Origin of the sequence: Paraburkholderia tagetis, assembly GCF_022213065.1 — a bacterium.
Taxonomy (GTDB): domain Bacteria; phylum Pseudomonadota; class Gammaproteobacteria; order Burkholderiales; family Burkholderiaceae; genus Paraburkholderia; species Paraburkholderia tagetis.
This window is the reverse complement of sequence record NZ_JAKLJA010000023.1, coordinates 1-17,125: the sequence shown is the minus strand read 5'-3', so window position 1 is coordinate 17,125 and position 17,125 is coordinate 1. Positions and strand designations below refer to the sequence as shown.

Sequence of the window (17,125 nt, the reverse complement as noted above, 5' to 3'; positions counted from 1 at the left end):
GGAGGCCGCAGCGTGCCTTTTTCAAAGATCCGGGGCCGGATTTCCGAAAGCGTCCCGCGGCAGCGGACCAAGACCTGGCTGGCCAAGCTTGTCCAGACAATGCGGGCCCGGCCGGCTCGCGTAGTCAAACGAGGTCGCGCCCGGGGCGGCCACGCAGGTCGTCCGTGAGCGGGACGCCGGCAAGCATGACGAGCAGCATCGACAAAGCCACCGCCGAGGCAAAGCCAAAATGGCGGAATGCCATCGCGCCCAGCGTTCCGCCTAGCAGGAACATCCCGAGCAACGAAGCCAGCACGCGAACCCGCTGCATGTCCGCTGCGACGTGCCGCGTGGCATCGGCCGGCACGCCCCGGTTCCAGTACAGCGCCTTGCCGAGCTCGATGCCCAGATCGGTCACGATGCCGGTCATGTGCGTCGTGCGTATCTCGGCTCGCGAAATCTTCGTGATCATGGCGTTTTGCACGCCCATGACGTAGCAAAGCAGCGCCACCGTCACGGGCACGGCCAACACGTGATGGTGCGCGAGATTCCCGCCGAGCGAGGCAAAGCACAGGAGCAGGGCCGCTTCGAGCAACAGAGGCAATGCGTAGACGCTGTGCGCCGAGCGGCGGCGTCCCCAGTTGATCAGGATGGCCGAAGTCGCGGCGCCGCTGGCAAAGGCAAGGACCGAACTGACCGCGCCAAGCGCGAGACCGGATTCGCCCAGCGCGACGTGATCGGCGAATGACGAGACGATGCCCGACATGTGCGACGTATATTGACCGACCGCCAGGAAGCCCCCTGCATTGGCGGCTCCGGCAATGAGCGTCAGGGCGCGCCCGAGCCGGAGGTTGGCTCGCTCGGTGCGTTCGATCGAAGTGAAGCTGCGGAGATAGTGGATTGGCACGGCGGTGTTCCGGGCGGCGAGCGTCAAGCGCATAGTGTAAGACGCGTGTCTAGCCCCTGATCAGCCGCAATGCCGAATTGAGCATGTGGTTAATTGTCGCATCATGAAGTGCCATGAGCGCCCATCAGATTGGGACCCGCACCAGGGGCAAATGCACCGGGTCCTCCCCTCAATTGATCAGCGTCAAATGAGGGCAGCCTTCGAAGGCTACATTGGGTGGTGTCGAAGTGCTGGCCTACATGGAGGAGAACGCTCATGCAAGCATCGGACATCATGACCACGGACGTCGTGTCCGTCGTCGCCACGGCGACCGTTTTTGAAGCGGCTGAACTGATGGCGAAGCATCACATCAGTGGGCTGCCGGTCGTCGACGAGGCCGGCAAGATCATCGGTCTCGTGAGCGAAGGCGATCTGCTGCACCGCGTGGAGACGGGGACCGGCAAGCCGCAGCGTTCGTGGCTCGCGGAGTTTTTATATTCGACCCGCAAGCTCGCGGCGGAGTACCTCAAGGAGCATGCCGTCAAGGTCAGCGACATCATGACGGAAAATGTAATTTCGGTGTTGCCCGCCACGCCGCTGGCCGAAGTCGCTGACTTGCTCGAGCGGCACCACATCAAGCGCGTGCCCGTTGTTGCCGATGGAAAAGTGCTCGGCATCGTCAGCCGCTCGAACCTGGTCGGCGCGCTCGCGCGCGCGGCGCAGGTCGGCCCGGACGCGCTCGCTTCGGACGAGGCCATACGCCAGGCGGTGGTGCACGCGCTCGAGGGACATCGCTGGGCGATGGCGGCGGAGAACGTCGTCGTGAAGGACGGCGTCGTGCACCTTTGGGGCACGGTGGGCTCCGAGGAGGAGCGCAAGGCGATATGCGTGTGCGCCGAACGCGTCGCGGGCGTGAAGGACATCGAAGACCATCTCGGCTATCCCACGTATTTCACGCCCATGTAAGCGGCCGGGCGCAGCCAGCCTGCGGCATGTAATCTCGAACGGCTATTGTCATGCGTAAATGGCGGCCGTGATGCATCGAGTCGGCCGAAACAAATCGAATCAGGCGGTCAGCGCCGGCAGACGCATTTCGACGGTCTTGCTGTACGACTCGAGCATCCAGCCGCGGAGCAGCTTGCAGACGCACAACGTGAACAGGACGCGCACGGCGCGTGCGGGATTGCGCATGCATGCATCGACCTGGTTGCTTCGTCCTTGCCCGAGCACGCACCACAGGCAGAGATGTTCGCAATTATTGGTAAGCAGCTTGTAGTTTTGTTCGCCGAGACGCGAGACCGCGCGGCGCACGACCTCGAGGCCCGTGTATTGCGCGTGGGGGTGCTGGACGACCTGGAAACCGACACCCGCCGAGAAAAGTTCGATCGAGACGGTTTCGACCGGGCCAGGGCCAAAGCGGCCTGAAAGACCGGCGTAGTGAATGACGCGGCCGTTCCCGATATAGATGCCATGATGCATATACCCGGGGCGCCGGGTGGCGAGATGAGCACCGATGGGCAAATCGTGCATGAACACGACGTCTGCGCATCCGGATCCTTCGTGCTGGCTCATGACTCGCTCCTCTGCTTCCGCTCTCGTCACGCCTTAAGTATTGGTTTTGGGCAGGGTGGCAACAATCAGCGCGGGCTGAGATTGACGTCCGATGTGTGCGGCGCGTGTCAGAAATGCCTGACACAGATGGGGTGAAAGGCTGATTTCGAATTGGGGGCGTGGCCAAACGGGGAAGCGCAGAAGCACAGCGCGCGAGACGGGTCCTGACGAACAGGACCCAAACACCTTGGGTTCACTCGCCGATGTGAGTCATGCAGGAATGCTCGAAGGGTGATCGTCGGGCGTCTTTGGGGCCGACACCGCCGCCCGTGCCGGCACGAGGAGCACAGGGCGGCACGCACTGCGCAGCACGCGCTCCGCGACGCTGCCGAGCATCAACCGCCGCACGCCCCGGCGCCCATGCGTGCCCATGACGATGAGCTCCGCGTGCCAGTCGGCGGCGGCGCGCTCGATGCACTGCGCGACGTCCTCGACGCCCAGTGCGACTTCGACGGTGCGCGGCGCGCCTTTCACGCCTTGCCGCGTCATCCGGGCTTGGGCATCGGTGCAGACGATTTTGCCCTCTTCGACATACGCATCGCGGACGATCGACGGATCGAAGCCCGGCACGTCATAGGCGAGCACAGGCATGTCGATCACGTAGAGCGGCTGCAGCTCCGCGCCCGTGTCGTGCGCGAGCCGCAGCGCGGTATCGAGCGCGCCAGAAGCGGTCTGGCTGCCGTCGAGTGCGACGAGAATACGGGAAAACATGGTGGGCCTCCGGGCTCGATGTGGGACGGGGATGGAGTCGCTGCGCCGACCGTGCAAAGCCACTGCAAGCGCGTATGCAAAGCCGCTCAATGCGACATGAGCACCGGCAGCGTCATCGTGAGCAGGACCGAGCGTGTGGCGCCGCCAAGCACGAGCTCCTGCAGCCGCGCGTGACCATAGGCGCCCATCACGAGCAGGTCGAAACCGCCGTCGGCGGCGTAGCTGAGCAAGGCATCGCCCGTGGTGTCAGGGGCGCCCCGGTCGAAGCGCGCGATGTCGACGGTGGTCGCGCCGTGACGGGCTAGCATGGCCGCCAGATCCGTGCACGACGTCTGGGACGCACCGGACTTGAACGTGCTCGAGGTGGCCGCGATGGTGACGTGCGCTGCGCGCGTGATGAAGGCAATCGCGTCGTGAACCGCGCGTGCCGCTTCGCGGCTGCCGTTCCACCCAATGAGCACGCGCTCGCCAACGGTTTCGAAGTAGCCGGTGTACGGCATCACGAGCACCGGTCCCCCCGCTCCCATCACGACTGACTCGGCGAAATGATCGGCAACATAAGCCTCCGCGTTGTCCAGATCGGTCTGCCCGACGATCGTCAGGTCGGAGGTCCGGCTGCGCTGCGTGACGGCGGCGATCGGGCTGCCTTCTCCCGCGAACCAGGCGCCTTCGACCTGTGCGCGAGCAAGCTCCGCATGGAACAGCCGCTCGATCGCCCCACGCTGTTCCGCACGCAGCTTGCGGTGCGCGTCGTAGTAGTCGGCCGTGCCTGCCATGACGTAGAACTCACGCGGGCTTGGCTCGAAGGTGGCGAACAGGCCGTCCAGATGCGCGCCCCAGGTCCGCGCGAGTTTCAAGGCGAGCGCTAGCCGCGCGTTGGCGCGCGCGCTCGTATCCAGATGGACCGTCAAGGTCTTGCAGGTCATGGTAGGGCTCCGGCGAGATGAGAAGAACGATCGCTGCCCGACCGGCGGGCCACGAAGTGATTCGAGTCTAGGAACGGGCGTCGCTTCACCCTTGATTTAAATCAAGCGTCCGTTGGGGCCGCTCACGGGCGTCCACGTGTGTGGCCACGCAGGCACGTTGAGGCAGATCAATCGGAAAAGGCGGTGCGCTCTTAGATTGAATACGGCGCACGCAGCAGGGCGCGGCGTGCAACGTAGGGGCGAAGGCCCATGCGCCGGCGCGGCCCATGAGTGGGCTGCGTGGTTCGCCAAAGCTCAAAGGAGGAAAGACGATGAGCAATCTGACACGTTACGACCCGTTTTCGATGGAGCCAGTCTCCGATCTGTTCCAGGGGCTGTTTCGCCCGATGCGCAGCCTGCTTGCCACGGAGGACACCGATCTCGCGGCCATGAAGCTCGACGTGACCGAGAGCGACCAGGCCTATACGGTCAAGGCGGAGCTCCCGGGTCTGGACAAGAAGGACATCGACGTGAAGATCGACGGCAATGTGGTGTCGATTCACGCGAAGGTCGAGCGCAACACCGAGCTGAAGGAAGGCGAGCGCGTGATTCGCCGCGAGCGCTATAGCGGCGCGTTCGCGCGTTCATTCTCGCTCGCGAGCGATATCGACGAGAGCAAGGCAAGCGCCCAGTATCAGGACGGCGTGCTTGCGCTGACGTTGCCGAAGAAGGCGCCGGCGGAGCAAAAGCGCCTGCAGATCGAATGACAGTCTGAAGACGGGAAGGGGAGGCAGGCGCATCGTCCCGTGCAGGACCGCACGGCGTGCGCCGGTACGGCGCAGAGACAGCACTCTGCGCTTTTTTCATTGCGCGTGACGGCTATCGCTAAAGCACATCATGCGCTCGCGGTGGCGCGGGGGAGTGAACCATGAAGCGTTGGGTAAAAAAATCCCTGGATGCGCCAGTCGTCGCGCCGTTCTCGCGCATTGTCGTCATGCTGAGCGGACGCGAGCATGTCGCTTCGCTGCTCGACTGCGTGGCGGGTTGGGCGCAGCGGCACGCGCACATTCACATCGTGGGTCTTGCAGTCGCGCCTTGCAGCGGTGACGCCGGGTTTCAGGCCGCGCATGCCTTCACGAGAAGGCTAGTTCTGGCCGCCACGGTCGATGCCGCTCGCGAAACGCTCGTGCGACGCGGCTTCGAAGCGGATACGGAGATCCTCGACACAGACGCGGGAGAGGGGCAGGCACGGAGACTGACTCGTGCCGTGTGCGCCTCGCAGGCGGAACTGACGATCGGCGCGCCGTCCAGCCCGGTCGCGCTTGCCGGATCGACGCAGCGCCCCGTGCTGGTGCTGCCCACGCCCTTCGCGCGCAGATGCCGGGTGCCGCCGCGGCGTATTTTCGTCGCGAGCGACGGGAACGCCGCGTCCGCCCTTGCGATCCGGGAAGCCGCGCGCATCGCGGCGCCGGACACAGCGCTCCGGGTGGGCTATCTGGCATGCGACCCGGCGGCCGAGCGGCATCCGGAAGACTTCGACGCGGTTGTCCTCGAAGCGCAGCACGATGGCGACGCGGCCTCACATGCGATCGTCGAGGCGGCGCTGCAATGGCGTGCCGACCTGCTGGTGCTGGCAACGCGCGGCGGCCACGAGGGTGGGCGGTGGCGCTACGGCAGCGTCGCCGCCGATGTCGCGCAACCTACCGTGCTGCCGTTGCTGCTCGTGCCGCAGATTTCGCGGCACCCGGTCTTTGCAGCTGCGGGCAGTCGTCATTGAATTGACGTGTGTCAACGGACACCACCCGCGGCACCTTATCCTGAATTCAATCGCCAAGTACATCGTTCTGTGCTGGCGCGGGGGAGGAGGTTCAGGTCATGAAAATTTCGTTCCCTCGGATAGCACCCCAGTTCGACTCGGAGTCCTTCACTTTGGTGTTCCCCGCCATGGTGGATGGTACGCAGATCGAATGTGGCATTACTGCCGAAGCGCTCGAAGATCATTTCGGCGCGCACTCGATCAGCGAGACGGATCTCCTCATGGCGTTCGGGGGGCATCGCTGCGCCATCGAAGAGGCCACGGCCACGCTGATCGAAGCGACGCGTGGCGCGCCGGTCGTCCTGCACAGCGGCGTGTTCCGCATTTATGGCCGATGACGCGCACTTTTTGCCTGCGCCATGGCTTGCACCATGACGCGCGAGATGGAGATCAGCATCATGACACTCAGGGGTACAGTCAACGCCGGCACGTGGATCGTCGAAGCGACTACGGCGCCCGCGCCACAAGGCGGCTTTGCTTGCCAGATCAGCATCATGCAGGGCGAGCCGGAACAGCCGTTCGGTCATGCGTTTGCTCATCATCGGACCTTCGACACCGAGGCCGCTGCCGTGCTGGATGGGCTGCGCGAAGGCATGTTGTGGATCGATCTGAAAAACCGGCACGCATTCGAGGTGTAGGGCTGGCCACGGTCGCGTCGGTGCGCGCTGGCAAAGAGATAGACGAGGCAGGGAGGCCGAGGCGATGGGACTGGGAATGCAGATTGTCTATATGGGCTTTGCGGGGTCCGCCGCCATCGAGGCGGAGGCCGGCGTCCAGTTGTTGCGTCTCGAACGGTTCAGCGGGCTGCTGAAGTCCTGCCATCTTGCGATCGAGTCACTGCACGCTGCGGGGCAGCGTCAGGCTTACGATGTGCGCCTCGACCTCCTCTCGGCGTCGGACGGGCTCAAGCCGATTCTCCATTGCACCGGTGAGGATCCGATCGCCGCGATGCGCGAGGCATTCGACGCCGCCGAGCGCGAGTTGAAGGTGGCGGACGCAACGATCACCTTTTCAGAAGACGGCCGTACGCGGCGAGATCATTGACAGGATCAGGATCAGGCGATCCTGATCCTGTCTTGTGAGTATCAAGCTTCGTCCGCGAAAAAAGCGTCCTCGGGATCGCAGGCGGTTTCGTCGACGCACTGCACGTGCCAGTCCCCAGTGGCCGCTTCCGGGGCGCAGCCATGCCATTGCACCCGGCCATGCTCGCCCTCGAAGGGGCCGTCAAGGCCCGCGAGATCGAGTCCTGCGAGGGAGCAGAGTTCGGCCCCGTCAACCCCTGCGATGAGCCACGTGCAGCCTTGCACGCTGCGGTAGCGGCCCCATCGCGGCAACGTCAGGCCAGCATGGCCCTCGCGGGACCATTTGCCGCTCTCCTTGTCGATCCAGACGATGCCATAGGCACCGGGCGCGAGCCGGTCGAAAGTGTCGAGATGAAGGGTAATGCGCATGATGACGCTCCGTTGGCTATATCGCGAATCTACTGGCTCAGCACCCACCGGACGAGCGTGCGCGCGTCCCCGGCCGAAAGCGGCCCGCCGCGGTCTTCGGGCAGCGGCATCGCCATGTCGCCCCAGTGCGCCTTGCCGCCGTGCCTGAGCTTGTCTTCGAGCATCGTGCTCGCGTTGGGGGTATCGCGGTAGTGTTCGGCGATCTGGTGGAACGACGGCGCGAGAAACGGCGCGTCCGACGTATGGCAGAACATGCAATGCTGCTGATCGACCAGATCGGTGGGTTCCGGCAACTCGGCGAACGCGCCGGCGGCCTGCAGGGAGACAGCCAGAACCGCGACCGTGCGTACGAAGACGACGCTTGCCCGCAGGCGGCGCAGTGAATGCAGCCGGCCGTGCGCGAGGGGAATGCGTTTGCAGGCCATGAGTGGTCTCCTTGAGCGGCGCACAGGCCGCGAAGGGCGGCTGCCTTGGCCCATGCTCTCATCGCCTGGCGCCATGCGGTTGACTTGAGTCAATCGATAAAGGGCGGCGCGGGATGTTCCTGAGGGAGGTGGCCAAACAGAAAAGCGGCGCCCTCTATACGAGGAGCGCCGCGGAAAACACGGGCCCGGACCAAAGAGGCGCGCTGTGCCTACACCGTTGCGAAGACTTGTCGGGTTGGTCCCCGGTTACACGCGTGCGAGACCCTCGGCATCGACGATGCGGATCTGCTTGCCGCTCGGCTGGACCAGCCCATCGCGGTGGAACCGGGAGAACATCCGGCTCACCGTTTCAAGCTTCATGCCGAGAAAGCAGCCAATCTCCTCACGGCTCATCTTCAGATTGAATTGCGCGCCGGAGTAGCCGCGCGTGCGAAAGCGCGCTGCGAGGTCGAGCAGGAAGGAGGCGAGCCGCTGCTCCGCGCTCATCGTGCCCAGCAGCATCATGAGGCTCGATTCGCGCACGATCTCGCCGCTCATCAACTGGTAGAGATGGCGCTGCATGCGGCGGCTCTCACGGCATAGCGATTCGAACTGGCCGAACGGGATGATGCAGACCGTGCTGTCCTCCAGGGCGATCGCTTCGCAGTTGTGCATGCCTGTGCAGACGCCGTCGAGTCCGAGCGGCTCGCCCGGGATCTGGAAGCCCGTCACCTGCTCGCGGCCGTCGCGGTGCATGACGAGCGTTTTGAACGACCCGGTGCGCACGGCGTACAAGCTCTGGAACGCATCGTGCGCGCGAAAGAGGGCCTCGCCACGGCGCACGTGGCGGGTCGTGAGGACGACGGTGTCGAGTTGCTGAAGCTCGGCGCTGGTGAGGTCCGACGGCATACAGACTGCGCGCAGCGAACAGGTGGAGCAGCGCGATGCGGCGCGGCGGGGCGCGGCCATTTGCTCCACGGGGCGCAGCGGCACCACCGGCCAATGCAGCGTGGCGGGCGCAGGCAGGGAGGAATCGCAGGCAGGCTCGGCATACATGGCTGTCTCCAGTTCAGCGCGCGGCATTCGCGCGCGCTTTCACAAGCGCTTCGATGGCGTGGCAGGCGGCGTCGAATTCGGATGTCTTGTCGAAGAAAAATCCGGCGCCGGCGCGTTGGCAGGCCGTCCTGAACGGCGCGGCGGTGTGGTTCGTCAGCACGACCGTGACGACCTCGGGTTGCTCGCGCGAGAGTTGGGCAATGAGTTCGATGCCGCTGCTCGCGGTCAGCCGCAGATCGATCACGGCGACGTCCGCTCCGCTCGTTGCAATTTCCGTCAGGGCAGTGGCCGTATCCTCGGCCTCCCCAACCACGACCACATCCGGTATGGCTGAGAATGCCTCGGCGATTTTGCGGCGTACTGGTGTCGCATCGTCGACGAGGAAGACGTGCAGCTTCGGAGTGGTCAGATGGGTTTCCATGTAGCCAGTATCGGCGGCGCCATCTCGAAAATAAATCGGTGGCGATGGAAACTGGCGTACGCGCGACGGAAGACGTGTAGGGCAATTCCTACAGTCGTGCGACGACGCGCCGCTGCCAGGGCGGCTCAGGGTTCGTCCGGGTCGTCGAGCAGCTTGTGGCGCAGGGCATAACGCACGAGTGCGGCCTCGTGCGGCATCTCCATCTTTTCGAGGATGCGGACCTTGTAGGTGCTCACCGTCTTGGCGCTCACGCAGAGCGCCTTGGCGATTTCGGTAATGGTCTCCCCCGCGGCGAGGCGCCGGAACACCTCGAATTCGCGGTCGGAAAGCCGCTGGTGCGGCAGGGTGTCGGCGGGCTCGTTCAGGCTCTGCGCAAAGCGCTCGGCCATCGCCATGCTTACGTAGACACCGCCCGTGGCCACCTTCGTCACGGCGTTCACCAGCTCGGCGCTGGCGCTCTCCTTGGTGAGATAGCCCGAGGCGCCGGCCTTGAACGCGCGCACCGCGTATTGCTGCTCGGCATGCATGGTCAGCACGAGGATGCGCAGCGCGGGCTTCTCATCCTTGATCTGCTTGATGAGATCCACGCCGCTGCGCCCCGGCATGGAAAGATCGAGCACCAGTACGCGGGCATCGCGCTCGCGCACGAGCGCGAGCGTGGTGGCGCTGTCGCAGCCTTCTCCCACGATTTCGAAATCGTGCGCGTCCTGCAGGATACGGCGCAGACCATCGCGCACGAGCGTGTGGTCGTCGGCGAGGATCACCTTGATCATGAAGCGGTCTCTTCGGATTGGAGGGCGTCGAGCTCGAAGGTGATGGCAATGGCGAAACCCTCCCCGGGCGCCGTATCGATCTCGACTGTGCCGTTGAACATATGCACGCGCTCGCGGATGCCAAGCAATCCGAACGACTTGTCGTGGCGAGTGCGCTCGGGCGAGTTGCCGGGATTGGCGAGCGCACCGTGGCCGTTGTCGACGATGCGCAGCGTGCAATGCTGCCCGTCCACTTCGAGCGTGAGCACCACGACGCTCGCTTCGGCATGGCGCGCGACGTTGGTGAGCGCTTCCTGGACGATGCGAAAGAGCGCAGTGGCCGCGGGGCTCGAAAATGCCGCGTTGCCGGTGTGGATGTGCCGCTGGACCGCGATGCCGTAGCGGTTCGTGAAATCGTTCGCGAGCCATTCGATCGCGGGTACGAGTCCGAGGTCGTCGAGCATGACGGGGCGCAGGTCGGCCGCGATGCGCCGCACCGCCTTGACGGTCGAGTCGATCAGCTTGCGCATGCCCGCAAGCCGCTCGGCGCTGTCACTGTCGATGGCGCCGCGAAGCCGGTTCTCCAGCGCGGAGACGTCGATTTTGAGCGCCGTGAGCTGCTGGCCCAGATCGTCGTGGAGCTCGCGCGCGATGCGCGTCTTTTCGGCCTCGCGCACGTTCTGCAAGTTGGCCGAGAGTTCGCGCAGCTCTTCGCGCGAGCGCTTGAGGGAGTTCTCCGCGCGCAGCCGCTCGGTGATGTCGCGCAGCATGACCGTGTAGAGCTTGCCGGAGGTGTCGCGGATCTGGGAGATCGACGCCTCGATCGGAAACTCCTCGCCGTTGGCGCGCAGGCCGAACAGCACGCGCTGCTGGTGGCCCATCTGGCGCTCGGTGACGCCGGTGGCGCCGAACTGTTCGACGTGCCGCTCGTGAGCCGCGCGAAAGCGCGCGGGAATGAAGCGCGAGAGTGGCGAGCCGATCGCTTCCATGGCGGAGAGGCCGAATACGAACTCGGCGGCCGGGTTGAAGATGACGATGCGCTGGGTTTCGTCGACGGTGATGATGGCCTCCATCGACGAACGGATGATGCCCATCATGCGCGCTTCGTTCAGGTCGGCGCCGCCCTCGGCCGGCTCAGGCGCGAGGGCGCAAGCGGCCTGTGCGCGCGCGAGCCGATACGCGAGAACGGCGCAGAGGCTGGCAATGACGGCGCCGGCTAGAAGAATGGCTGCCGCGCAGGTGGCCGCGCCCGTGAGCAGCGGGCTGCCGTCCGTGCTCGCGTCGAGCGTGAGGGTCGCGCCGCCAAACGCGAGGTTGTCGATGTGCTCGAAGCGTGTGCCGGGCGTGACTTCGGCGGCTTCGGTGGGGGCGCTGCGGTAAAGCTCGACAGCGGGCTGCCCGGCATGCACGTCAAGCGCGAGATCCGGCTGGGCGGCGAGTATCGGCTCGAAAAGTCGCTGTGGGTCGAGCGAAGCGACGGCGAATCCGGAGAACGGGCGTTGCGCGGGGCTTGCAGCCGGCGCCGCTGCCGCCGATGGCACTGCTTGTGGCACCGTTTGTGGCACATAAGCCGGCAGATAGAGCATCAGTTGCGGCGGCGCGTTGTCCGCGGCCGGTTCGGCGGCGAGGCCCGCGTTGCCGGTTTGCACGGCGTAGCGGCGCGCCGCTTCGCTGGCCGCGCTCTGGCCGAACGCGCTGCGGGGCGCGGTATTGGGCATAGCGGTGAGTCCGGCCCAAAGCGTGGCGGTGCCGGGTTGCGCGGGCGTTGCGTTTTGCACGCCGGAAGGCAGCGCGAAATAGCCGAGGCCGACGACTGCGGCGCGCGAGTTCTCCAGATCGATCCCCGAGACATAGTGCTGCCAGCCTTCGGGATCGGCGGCGCCCGCTTGTGCGAGCCACCCGCGCGCGCCGCGCAGTAGCGCTTCGTCGGCGATGAGCGCCTGTTCGACGGTCTCGCGCAGCGCCGCCGCGCGGCGTGCGAAGCGCTGCTCGGCGGCGGTTTGCCATTGCAGCGCGACGAATGCCGCGACGACGCCCGCGAGTGCGAAAGCGATGACGAACGCGAGCGTGGCCGCCATGGCCGGCTGGCCGATGCGGGAGAGGCGCAAGAGGCGCCGGCGCGCCGTGCCGCGCGCGGCGTTGCCCGGTGGATTAGCGCCAGTGCTCATGGCAACGGCCCAGCACGGAACGTTTCTGCGCAACGGATGCGTAAGCCATTCGCATGTGAAGTAGCGACTGCATTGGAGGGAACCCGGCGCCGGACGTCGCGCGGGCTGCTTGCCCCAATTTTATGTTCGGCGCGTACGCCCGTCTTGAAAATCTTTCGCGCTGTGTGAGCGCCCCGGCGCATCCCGCCGGGGCGGCTGTCCGGCAGGCCGGCTCACGCAGAGGATGTCTGTGCACCGGCGCCCTCGCAGGGCGGGCATGGGGCGGCGCGGACCGGCTCCTCAGGCAGTTCGACCGACTGACCCTGTTCCGGCACGCTGCAGTCCCAGTGCAGCGTTTCTTCGATGCGCCGGCGCAGCGCGTCGGCCGCGGCGGGTTCGCCGTGTGTCATGAACGTGCGCACGGGTGCGCAGGTCATGCCAGCCAGCCAGCGCAGCGTCTCCCGATAGTCCGAATGCGCGGAGAGTGAGGAGATCGATGCGACCTCGGCGCACACGCGCACATAGTCGCCATGCAGCTTGATGGCCGGTGCGTGCGCTTCCAGCGCCGCGCCGCGCGTGCCCGGCGCCTGGTAGCCGACGAGCGCGATCGTGTTGCGCGGGTCGGGTGCATAGAGGCTCAGGTGATGGAGCACGCGTCCGCCCGTGGCCATGCCGCTGCCGGCGATGATGACCATCGGCCCGTTGCGCGAAGCGATGGCTTTCGAGTCGTCGACGGTCCGCGTCATGAACGCCGCGTGGTCGAGGGCGTGCAACTGCGAGACCGTCAGCCGGTGCTCGCGCATATGGCGGCGGTAGAGGTCGGTGACGCTGATCGCCATTGGGCTGTCGAGGTAGACCGGGACATTGGCCATGCGCCCCGCCTCCTTCAGATGTGCGATGTGGTAGAGCACTTCCTGCGCGCGCCCCACGGCGAAGCAGGGCATCACCACGATGCCGCCGCGCGCGAACGTGCGCGCGAACACCTCGGCCAACTCGTCCTCCGGATTGAGGGCGGCGTGCAGCCGGTCTCCGTAGGTCGATTCGACCACGAGGTAGTCGGCATGGGCCGGCGGGGCGGGCGCGCGCATGATGGGGTCTTCGGGGCGCCCGAGATCGCCCGAGAAGGCGATCACCGTATGCCCGCTGCACAGCACGACGGTCGCGGCGCCGAGAATGTGGCCGGCCGGCAACAGCCGGAAGCTCAGGTGCTCGCCGAGCGACACCGGCGCGTCGAACTCGCGCGGCCCGATGAGCCGCACGGCCGCTTCGGCGTCTTCGAGCGTATAGAGCGGCAGCGCCGGATGGTGCTTCGAATAGCCGTGCCGGTTAGCGAACGCGGCGTCCTCTTCCTGCAGCCGGGCGCTGTCACGCAGCATCACTTCGCACAGGTCGGCCGTGCCCGGCGTGCAATAGACGGGGCCGCGATAGCCGTTACGGGCAAGCACCGGCAGATAGCCGCAGTGATCGATGTGCGCGTGCGTGAGGATGACGGCGTCGAGCGAATCGGCGGGAAAGGGCAGCGGCGCCCAGTTGCGCAAGCGCAGGTTCTTCGTGCCCTGGAACAAGCCGCAGTCGATCAGCACCCGCTTGCCTTGCGCCTCTAGCAGATAGCGCGAACCGGTGACCGTCTGCGCCGCACCCAGAAAGGTCAGCTTCATCATGCTCTCCTCGCCATGCGCCCCACGGCGCGCCTGATACGGATTGGAGCGCGCTTTGCCGCTGCGCAATTGACCTGTATCAGATGGTTGGGCATTGCCGCGCCGGCGCTTGGGCTTGAGCCAGATCAATCGGGGCGGGCCGGACGATTCATACATTGGGGCGTGCGGCTCGCTGTCGCGGGCCGGTCTTCCGGTAGGAGTCGCTGCGATGTCTGATGAATCGAATGGGCTCCGGGTCCTGGTCCTGGTCCTGGCCACGGCGATGCTCGTGGCTTGCGCGAGCGATGCGAGCCATGACGCCTTCCGTCACACGGAAACCGAGCTGGAGGCGGCGCGCGAGCAGGCGTTGATCGAATGCACGACGCCCGGCGACTGCGCGCAGGCATGGAACCGGGCGCGGGCGTTCGTCCAGCAGCATTCGCCGACGCCGATCGAGCGCATCACGAGCGAGTCGATCGAAACGCGCATGCCGCACGAGTTCGGCGTGGCGTACTTCTGGGCGGCGCGCGAGACAGCGGACGACGGGACGACGACGATTCGTCTGAAGGGAATGTGCCGGGGCATGTACAGCACCGATAACGGGCCGGGATGGATCTACGGGCCCTGCGCGGCTCAGCTGCGCGAGGCGCAGCTCGAATTCGCGCGCGAGGTGGGCGGCGTGAGGTGAGGACGGCTGGAGGGTCGCAGTGCGGCTAGACATAATGTATTGGACCTGCTGCACCTCAAGCGACGCGGGTTAAGCTTGAGGCTCCAAAAAAACCAAAGGCTCAGAGCCGCAATTGAGGAGAGCAGGTCGTGAAGCGGTTTAGCAAGTTCGTTGGGTTGGATGTGCACAAGGCAACGATTGCGGTTTCTGTGGCCGATGCGAACGGAGGGGAAGTTCGTTACGTTGGCGAGATTGCGAATACGCCGGAGACGATCGAAAAGCTGGTTCGGCAGTTGAGAAAGGGAGACGCGCATCTTTCGTTCTGCTATGAGGCAGGGCCGTGTGGATACGGGATTTACCGGCAGCTCAGCGAGCTCGGCTGGGATTGCCAGGTTGTCGCACCGTCCCTGATTCCACGGAAAGCAGGCGAACGGGTCAAGACTGACCGCCGCGATAGTCTGATGTTGGCGCGCCTGCACCGGGCCGGAGAGCTCACAGCTGTTTGGGTTCCCGACGATGCGCAGGAAGGGTTGCGCGACCTAACCCGAGCGCGCGAGGACATGAAGCACCTGCAGCGTCAGGCCAAGCAACGCCTGTCTGCCTTTCTGCTTCGATACGGCAAGTGCTACAGCGGCAAGAGCAACTGGACCCAGGCGCATTATCGGTGGCTGGAGCAACAGAAATTCGGACAACCAGTCCAGCAGATTGTGTTTCAGGAGTATGTTGACACCGTCAAGGCGCTCAGCAAGCGTATCGATGGGCTGGACACGCAACTTGAGCGCGTGGCAAACGAATCAGTGTTCTGGCCAGTGATCGAAGGCCTGATGGCGCTGCGTGGCGTCAACCTGCTGACTGCGATGACGGTGGTCGCCGAGATTGGTGATCTGAGGCGCTTCGACAGTGCCCCGCAATTGATGGCCTATCTGGGTCTGGTGCCCAGCGAGCACTCCAGCGGCGCCACCAGATCGCGTGGCGCAATCACCAAAACCGGCAACGCTCACGTGCGCCGGGTATTGGTCGAGGCATCCTGGACGTATCGCCATCCAGCCAGGAAAACCGCGCATCTGCAACGCCGTGCAGAGCGAACCAGCGAAGCGGTCCAGGATATTGCCTGGAAGGCACAAAAACGCCTGTGTGCGCGTTATCGATTAATGGAGGGTAAAGGCAAACTCAAGGTACAGGCATGTACTGCAGTCGCACGCGAACTGACAGGCTTCATATGGGCAATAGGCCAGGCGTTGGAGCAATCGTCAATACTGGTGTACGCGGGCGGGGCGGCATGATCAGGCGGCCAGCGCTTGAGGAGCCGGTGTGCTGTCGATCACCGGGGTTCCGTCTTTGAAGGGGACGCCCTTCAGAAGCTGATCAATTTTCTCGGCACCACGAATCCTCCTCCAGGTCTGCTCGGCCGCTTCAATCAGCTTGAACGCCATCGCGAGGAAGGTCGAGCGCGACAGACAGTTGCGCGTGCGGCTCGTGCGATGGCGTACCGTCGCAAACGTCGATTCGATCGGATTCGTGGTCCGCACATGCTGCCAGTGCTCCGCAGGAACGTCGTAGAACGCCAGCAGTGCGTCTCGATCCTTCGTGAGCTTCTCGACCGCCTTCGGGTACTTGGCCGCGTACACGTCGACGAACTGATTGAACGCAACAATCGCATCGGCGCGCGTCGCGGCATTCCAGATCTCTGCGAGCGCTGCCTTGGCCTTGCCGTGCTGCGACTTGGGCATCGCGTTGAGGATATTTCCGACCTTATGGAACCAGCAGCGCTGATGTCGCGTCTGCGGGAACACCTCGTCCAGTGCCGCCCATAGTCCCATCGCGCCGTCACCAACCGCGAGCAGTGGCGGCGCCTGCAGGCCGCGCGCTTTCAGATCGAGCAGCAGTTCAATCCACGATTGTTTCGACTCGCGGTAACCGTCGCAGAGCGCAACGCGCTCCTTCTCGCCGTCCGGCTTCACGCCGATGATCACCAGCAGGCATTGACCGTCGGAATCCTCCGTTCGCGCCTGCGTGTGGATGCCATCGGCCCACCAGTAGACCCAGCGTGAGCTCGACAGGTCCCGCTTGTTCCATTGCTCAAACTCGTCTGCCCAGGCGGCCTTCAGGCGGCTCACAACGCTCGCTGACAGCCCTTTGGCCTGTTCGCCCAGTAACTCCGACAGGGCGTCGCCCATGTCGCCGGTCGACACCCCACGCAGGTAAAGCCACGGCAGCGACGACGACACGCGCGGTGACTTGCGCACATAAGGCGGCACGACCGATGAATTGAACTTGATGCCCGAGCCCGAGCGGTCGCGAACCTTCGGAACCTTCACCGGTACCGGGCCCACCGCCGTGACGATCTCGCGCTCTGGCAGGTAGCCGTTGCGCACGACCGCGCGCCGGCCGTCCATCGTCTTCACATTCGAATACTGCTCAAGCATCGCCGCCAGTTCCGCCTCGATTGCCTGCTGGATGATTCGCCGCGCCCCTTGCTGGATCAGATCGTCCAGGCCGGGCACGCCGCCCTCAAATTGCGTTTCTGCTGTTTGACTGGTGCTCGTTTCCTGCGTATGTTTCGCCATGGTGGTGGAGTTCGATTGAGGAAGTGTTACCGTGAGAAGCAACATTCTCCTTCAATCGCCACCGCCTTCTCCTGCCTCCTCCCTACGCCGCATACACCACTTCCGACGATAACTC

Annotated in this window: 20 protein-coding genes; 8 read left to right on the top strand and 12 right to left on the bottom strand. The window is 65.0% G+C overall.

Going from position 1 to position 17,125, the window contains the following annotated elements; genetic code table 11:
- Positions 1–124 precede the first annotated feature (124 nt).
- Positions 125–886: a YoaK family protein gene (locus L5014_RS23365; RefSeq protein ID WP_238466129.1), complete on the bottom strand. Its 762-nt coding sequence runs from the start codon at positions 884–886 to the stop codon at positions 125–127.
- 255 nt (positions 887–1,141) lie between these two features.
- Here L5014_RS23365 and L5014_RS23360 point away from each other — a divergent pair, with 255 nt between their 5' ends.
- Positions 1,142–1,831 (top strand): CBS domain-containing protein, encoded by a 690-nt coding sequence (locus tag L5014_RS23360; protein WP_238466128.1) that lies wholly within the window; start codon positions 1,142–1,144, stop codon positions 1,829–1,831.
- 99 nt (positions 1,832–1,930) lie between these two features.
- Here L5014_RS23360 and L5014_RS23355 read toward each other — a convergent pair whose 3' ends face one another.
- From L5014_RS23355 to L5014_RS23345, 3 genes are all read right to left on the bottom strand, one after another.
- Complete coding sequence (locus L5014_RS23355; protein ID WP_238466127.1) at positions 1,931–2,437, bottom strand: lecithin retinol acyltransferase family protein; 507 nt, start codon at positions 2,435–2,437, stop codon at positions 1,931–1,933.
- Between the two features lie 249 nt (positions 2,438–2,686).
- Positions 2,687–3,187 (bottom strand): universal stress protein, encoded by a 501-nt coding sequence (locus L5014_RS23350; protein ID WP_238466125.1) that lies wholly within the window; start codon positions 3,185–3,187, stop codon positions 2,687–2,689.
- Positions 3,188–3,273: 86 nt separating this feature from the next.
- The gene (locus tag L5014_RS23345) at positions 3,274–4,113 is read right to left on the bottom strand and encodes a universal stress protein (protein WP_238466123.1); all 840 of its coding nucleotides are present in this window, start codon (positions 4,111–4,113) and stop codon (positions 3,274–3,276) included.
- 311 nt (positions 4,114–4,424) lie between these two features.
- Between L5014_RS23345 and L5014_RS23340 the strand changes: the two genes are divergently transcribed.
- The 5 genes from L5014_RS23340 to L5014_RS23320 all read left to right on the top strand — a co-directional run bounded on the left by L5014_RS23340 (position 4,425) and on the right by L5014_RS23320 (position 6,952).
- Positions 4,425–4,859: an Hsp20/alpha crystallin family protein gene (locus L5014_RS23340; protein ID WP_238466121.1), complete on the top strand. Its 435-nt coding sequence runs from the start codon at positions 4,425–4,427 to the stop codon at positions 4,857–4,859.
- A 161-nt stretch (positions 4,860–5,020) separates the two neighbouring features.
- The gene (locus L5014_RS23335) at positions 5,021–5,869 is read left to right on the top strand and encodes a universal stress protein (protein WP_238466120.1); all 849 of its coding nucleotides are present in this window, start codon (positions 5,021–5,023) and stop codon (positions 5,867–5,869) included.
- 98 nt (positions 5,870–5,967) lie between these two features.
- Positions 5,968–6,246: a DUF1488 family protein gene (locus L5014_RS23330; RefSeq protein ID WP_238466118.1), complete on the top strand. Its 279-nt coding sequence runs from the start codon at positions 5,968–5,970 to the stop codon at positions 6,244–6,246.
- A 60-nt stretch (positions 6,247–6,306) separates the two neighbouring features.
- A complete protein-coding gene (locus L5014_RS23325; RefSeq protein ID WP_238466116.1) occupies positions 6,307–6,546 on the top strand; it encodes a UDP-glucose 4-epimerase in 240 nt (79 codons plus the stop codon).
- 76 nt (positions 6,547–6,622) lie between these two features.
- The gene (locus L5014_RS23320) at positions 6,623–6,952 is read left to right on the top strand and encodes a hypothetical protein (RefSeq protein ID WP_238466114.1); all 330 of its coding nucleotides are present in this window, start codon (positions 6,623–6,625) and stop codon (positions 6,950–6,952) included.
- A 41-nt stretch (positions 6,953–6,993) separates the two neighbouring features.
- Here the strand turns inward: L5014_RS23320 and L5014_RS23315 are convergent, their stop codons facing one another.
- The 7 genes from L5014_RS23315 to L5014_RS23285 all read right to left on the bottom strand — a co-directional run bounded on the left by L5014_RS23315 (position 6,994) and on the right by L5014_RS23285 (position 13,797).
- Entirely contained in the window at positions 6,994–7,359 is a 366-nt protein-coding gene (locus L5014_RS23315) for a DUF3564 family protein (protein WP_238466113.1), read from the bottom strand.
- A gap of 29 nt (positions 7,360–7,388) precedes the next feature.
- Complete coding sequence (locus tag L5014_RS23310) at positions 7,389–7,784, bottom strand: c-type cytochrome (RefSeq protein ID WP_338019318.1); 396 nt, start codon at positions 7,782–7,784, stop codon at positions 7,389–7,391.
- Between the two features lie 246 nt (positions 7,785–8,030).
- Entirely contained in the window at positions 8,031–8,819 is a 789-nt protein-coding gene (locus L5014_RS23305; protein WP_420800124.1) for a helix-turn-helix domain-containing protein, read from the bottom strand.
- Positions 8,820–8,832: 13 nt separating this feature from the next.
- The gene (locus tag L5014_RS23300) at positions 8,833–9,240 is read right to left on the bottom strand and encodes a response regulator (protein ID WP_238466110.1); all 408 of its coding nucleotides are present in this window, start codon (positions 9,238–9,240) and stop codon (positions 8,833–8,835) included.
- 125 nt (positions 9,241–9,365) lie between these two features.
- Positions 9,366–10,013, bottom strand: coding sequence for a response regulator (locus L5014_RS23295; protein WP_238466109.1), 648 nt, complete (start codon positions 10,011–10,013; stop codon positions 9,366–9,368).
- Positions 10,010–12,160 carry a PAS domain-containing sensor histidine kinase gene (locus L5014_RS23290; protein WP_238466107.1) on the bottom strand — a complete coding sequence of 717 codons (2,151 nt, stop codon included), beginning with the start codon at positions 12,158–12,160 and terminating at the stop codon, positions 10,010–10,012. Before L5014_RS23290 ends, L5014_RS23295 begins: the two co-directional genes overlap by 4 nt.
- Before the next feature lie 212 nt (positions 12,161–12,372).
- Positions 12,373–13,797, bottom strand: a complete 1,425-nt coding sequence (locus L5014_RS23285; RefSeq protein ID WP_238466271.1) for an MBL fold metallo-hydrolase RNA specificity domain-containing protein — start codon at positions 13,795–13,797, stop codon at positions 12,373–12,375.
- Positions 13,798–14,005: 208 nt separating this feature from the next.
- Between L5014_RS23285 and L5014_RS23280 the strand changes: the two genes are divergently transcribed.
- Positions 14,006–14,464, top strand: coding sequence for a hypothetical protein (locus L5014_RS23280; protein ID WP_238466106.1), 459 nt, complete (start codon positions 14,006–14,008; stop codon positions 14,462–14,464).
- 128 nt (positions 14,465–14,592) lie between these two features.
- A complete protein-coding gene (locus L5014_RS23275; RefSeq protein ID WP_238466104.1) occupies positions 14,593–15,726 on the top strand; it encodes an IS110 family RNA-guided transposase in 1,134 nt (377 codons plus the stop codon).
- On the opposite strand, the gene L5014_RS23270 is transcribed toward L5014_RS23275, so the two are convergent.
- Positions 15,727–17,010, bottom strand: a complete 1,284-nt coding sequence (locus L5014_RS23270; RefSeq protein WP_238466270.1) for an IS256 family transposase — start codon at positions 17,008–17,010, stop codon at positions 15,727–15,729. It abuts the gene before it with no gap.
- Between the last annotated feature and the right edge of the window lie 115 nt (positions 17,011–17,125).

What these genes read in the sequence shown, in the direction of transcription:
- L5014_RS23360 (WP_238466128.1), top strand. Translation starts at nt 1,142, where the DNA reads ATGCAAGCATCGGACATCATGACCACGGACGTCGTGTCCGTCGTCGCC.
- L5014_RS23355 (WP_238466127.1), bottom strand. Translation starts at nt 2,437, where the DNA reads ATGAGCCAGCACGAAGGATCCGGATGCGCAGACGTCGTGTTCATGCAC.
- L5014_RS23350 (WP_238466125.1), bottom strand. Translation starts at nt 3,187, where the DNA reads ATGTTTTCCCGTATTCTCGTCGCACTCGACGGCAGCCAGACCGCTTCT.
- L5014_RS23345 (WP_238466123.1), bottom strand. Translation starts at nt 4,113, where the DNA reads ATGACCTGCAAGACCTTGACGGTCCATCTGGATACGAGCGCGCGCGCC.
- L5014_RS23340 (WP_238466121.1), top strand. Translation starts at nt 4,425, where the DNA reads ATGAGCAATCTGACACGTTACGACCCGTTTTCGATGGAGCCAGTCTCC.
- L5014_RS23335 (WP_238466120.1), top strand. Translation starts at nt 5,021, where the DNA reads ATGAAGCGTTGGGTAAAAAAATCCCTGGATGCGCCAGTCGTCGCGCCG.
- L5014_RS23330 (WP_238466118.1), top strand. Translation starts at nt 5,968, where the DNA reads ATGAAAATTTCGTTCCCTCGGATAGCACCCCAGTTCGACTCGGAGTCC.
- L5014_RS23325 (WP_238466116.1), top strand. Translation starts at nt 6,307, where the DNA reads ATGACACTCAGGGGTACAGTCAACGCCGGCACGTGGATCGTCGAAGCG.
- L5014_RS23320 (WP_238466114.1), top strand. Translation starts at nt 6,623, where the DNA reads ATGCAGATTGTCTATATGGGCTTTGCGGGGTCCGCCGCCATCGAGGCG.
- L5014_RS23315 (WP_238466113.1), bottom strand. Translation starts at nt 7,359, where the DNA reads ATGCGCATTACCCTTCATCTCGACACTTTCGACCGGCTCGCGCCCGGT.
- L5014_RS23310 (WP_338019318.1), bottom strand. Translation starts at nt 7,784, where the DNA reads ATGGCCTGCAAACGCATTCCCCTCGCGCACGGCCGGCTGCATTCACTG.
- L5014_RS23305 (WP_420800124.1), bottom strand. Translation starts at nt 8,819, where the DNA reads ATGTATGCCGAGCCTGCCTGCGATTCCTCCCTGCCTGCGCCCGCCACG.
- L5014_RS23300 (WP_238466110.1), bottom strand. Translation starts at nt 9,240, where the DNA reads ATGGAAACCCATCTGACCACTCCGAAGCTGCACGTCTTCCTCGTCGAC.
- L5014_RS23295 (WP_238466109.1), bottom strand. Translation starts at nt 10,013, where the DNA reads ATGATCAAGGTGATCCTCGCCGACGACCACACGCTCGTGCGCGATGGT.
- L5014_RS23290 (WP_238466107.1), bottom strand. Translation starts at nt 12,160, where the DNA reads ATGAGCACTGGCGCTAATCCACCGGGCAACGCCGCGCGCGGCACGGCG.
- L5014_RS23285 (WP_238466271.1), bottom strand. Translation starts at nt 13,797, where the DNA reads ATGAAGCTGACCTTTCTGGGTGCGGCGCAGACGGTCACCGGTTCGCGC.
- L5014_RS23280 (WP_238466106.1), top strand. Translation starts at nt 14,006, where the DNA reads ATGTCTGATGAATCGAATGGGCTCCGGGTCCTGGTCCTGGTCCTGGCC.
- L5014_RS23270 (WP_238466270.1), bottom strand. Translation starts at nt 17,010, where the DNA reads ATGGCGAAACATACGCAGGAAACGAGCACCAGTCAAACAGCAGAAACG.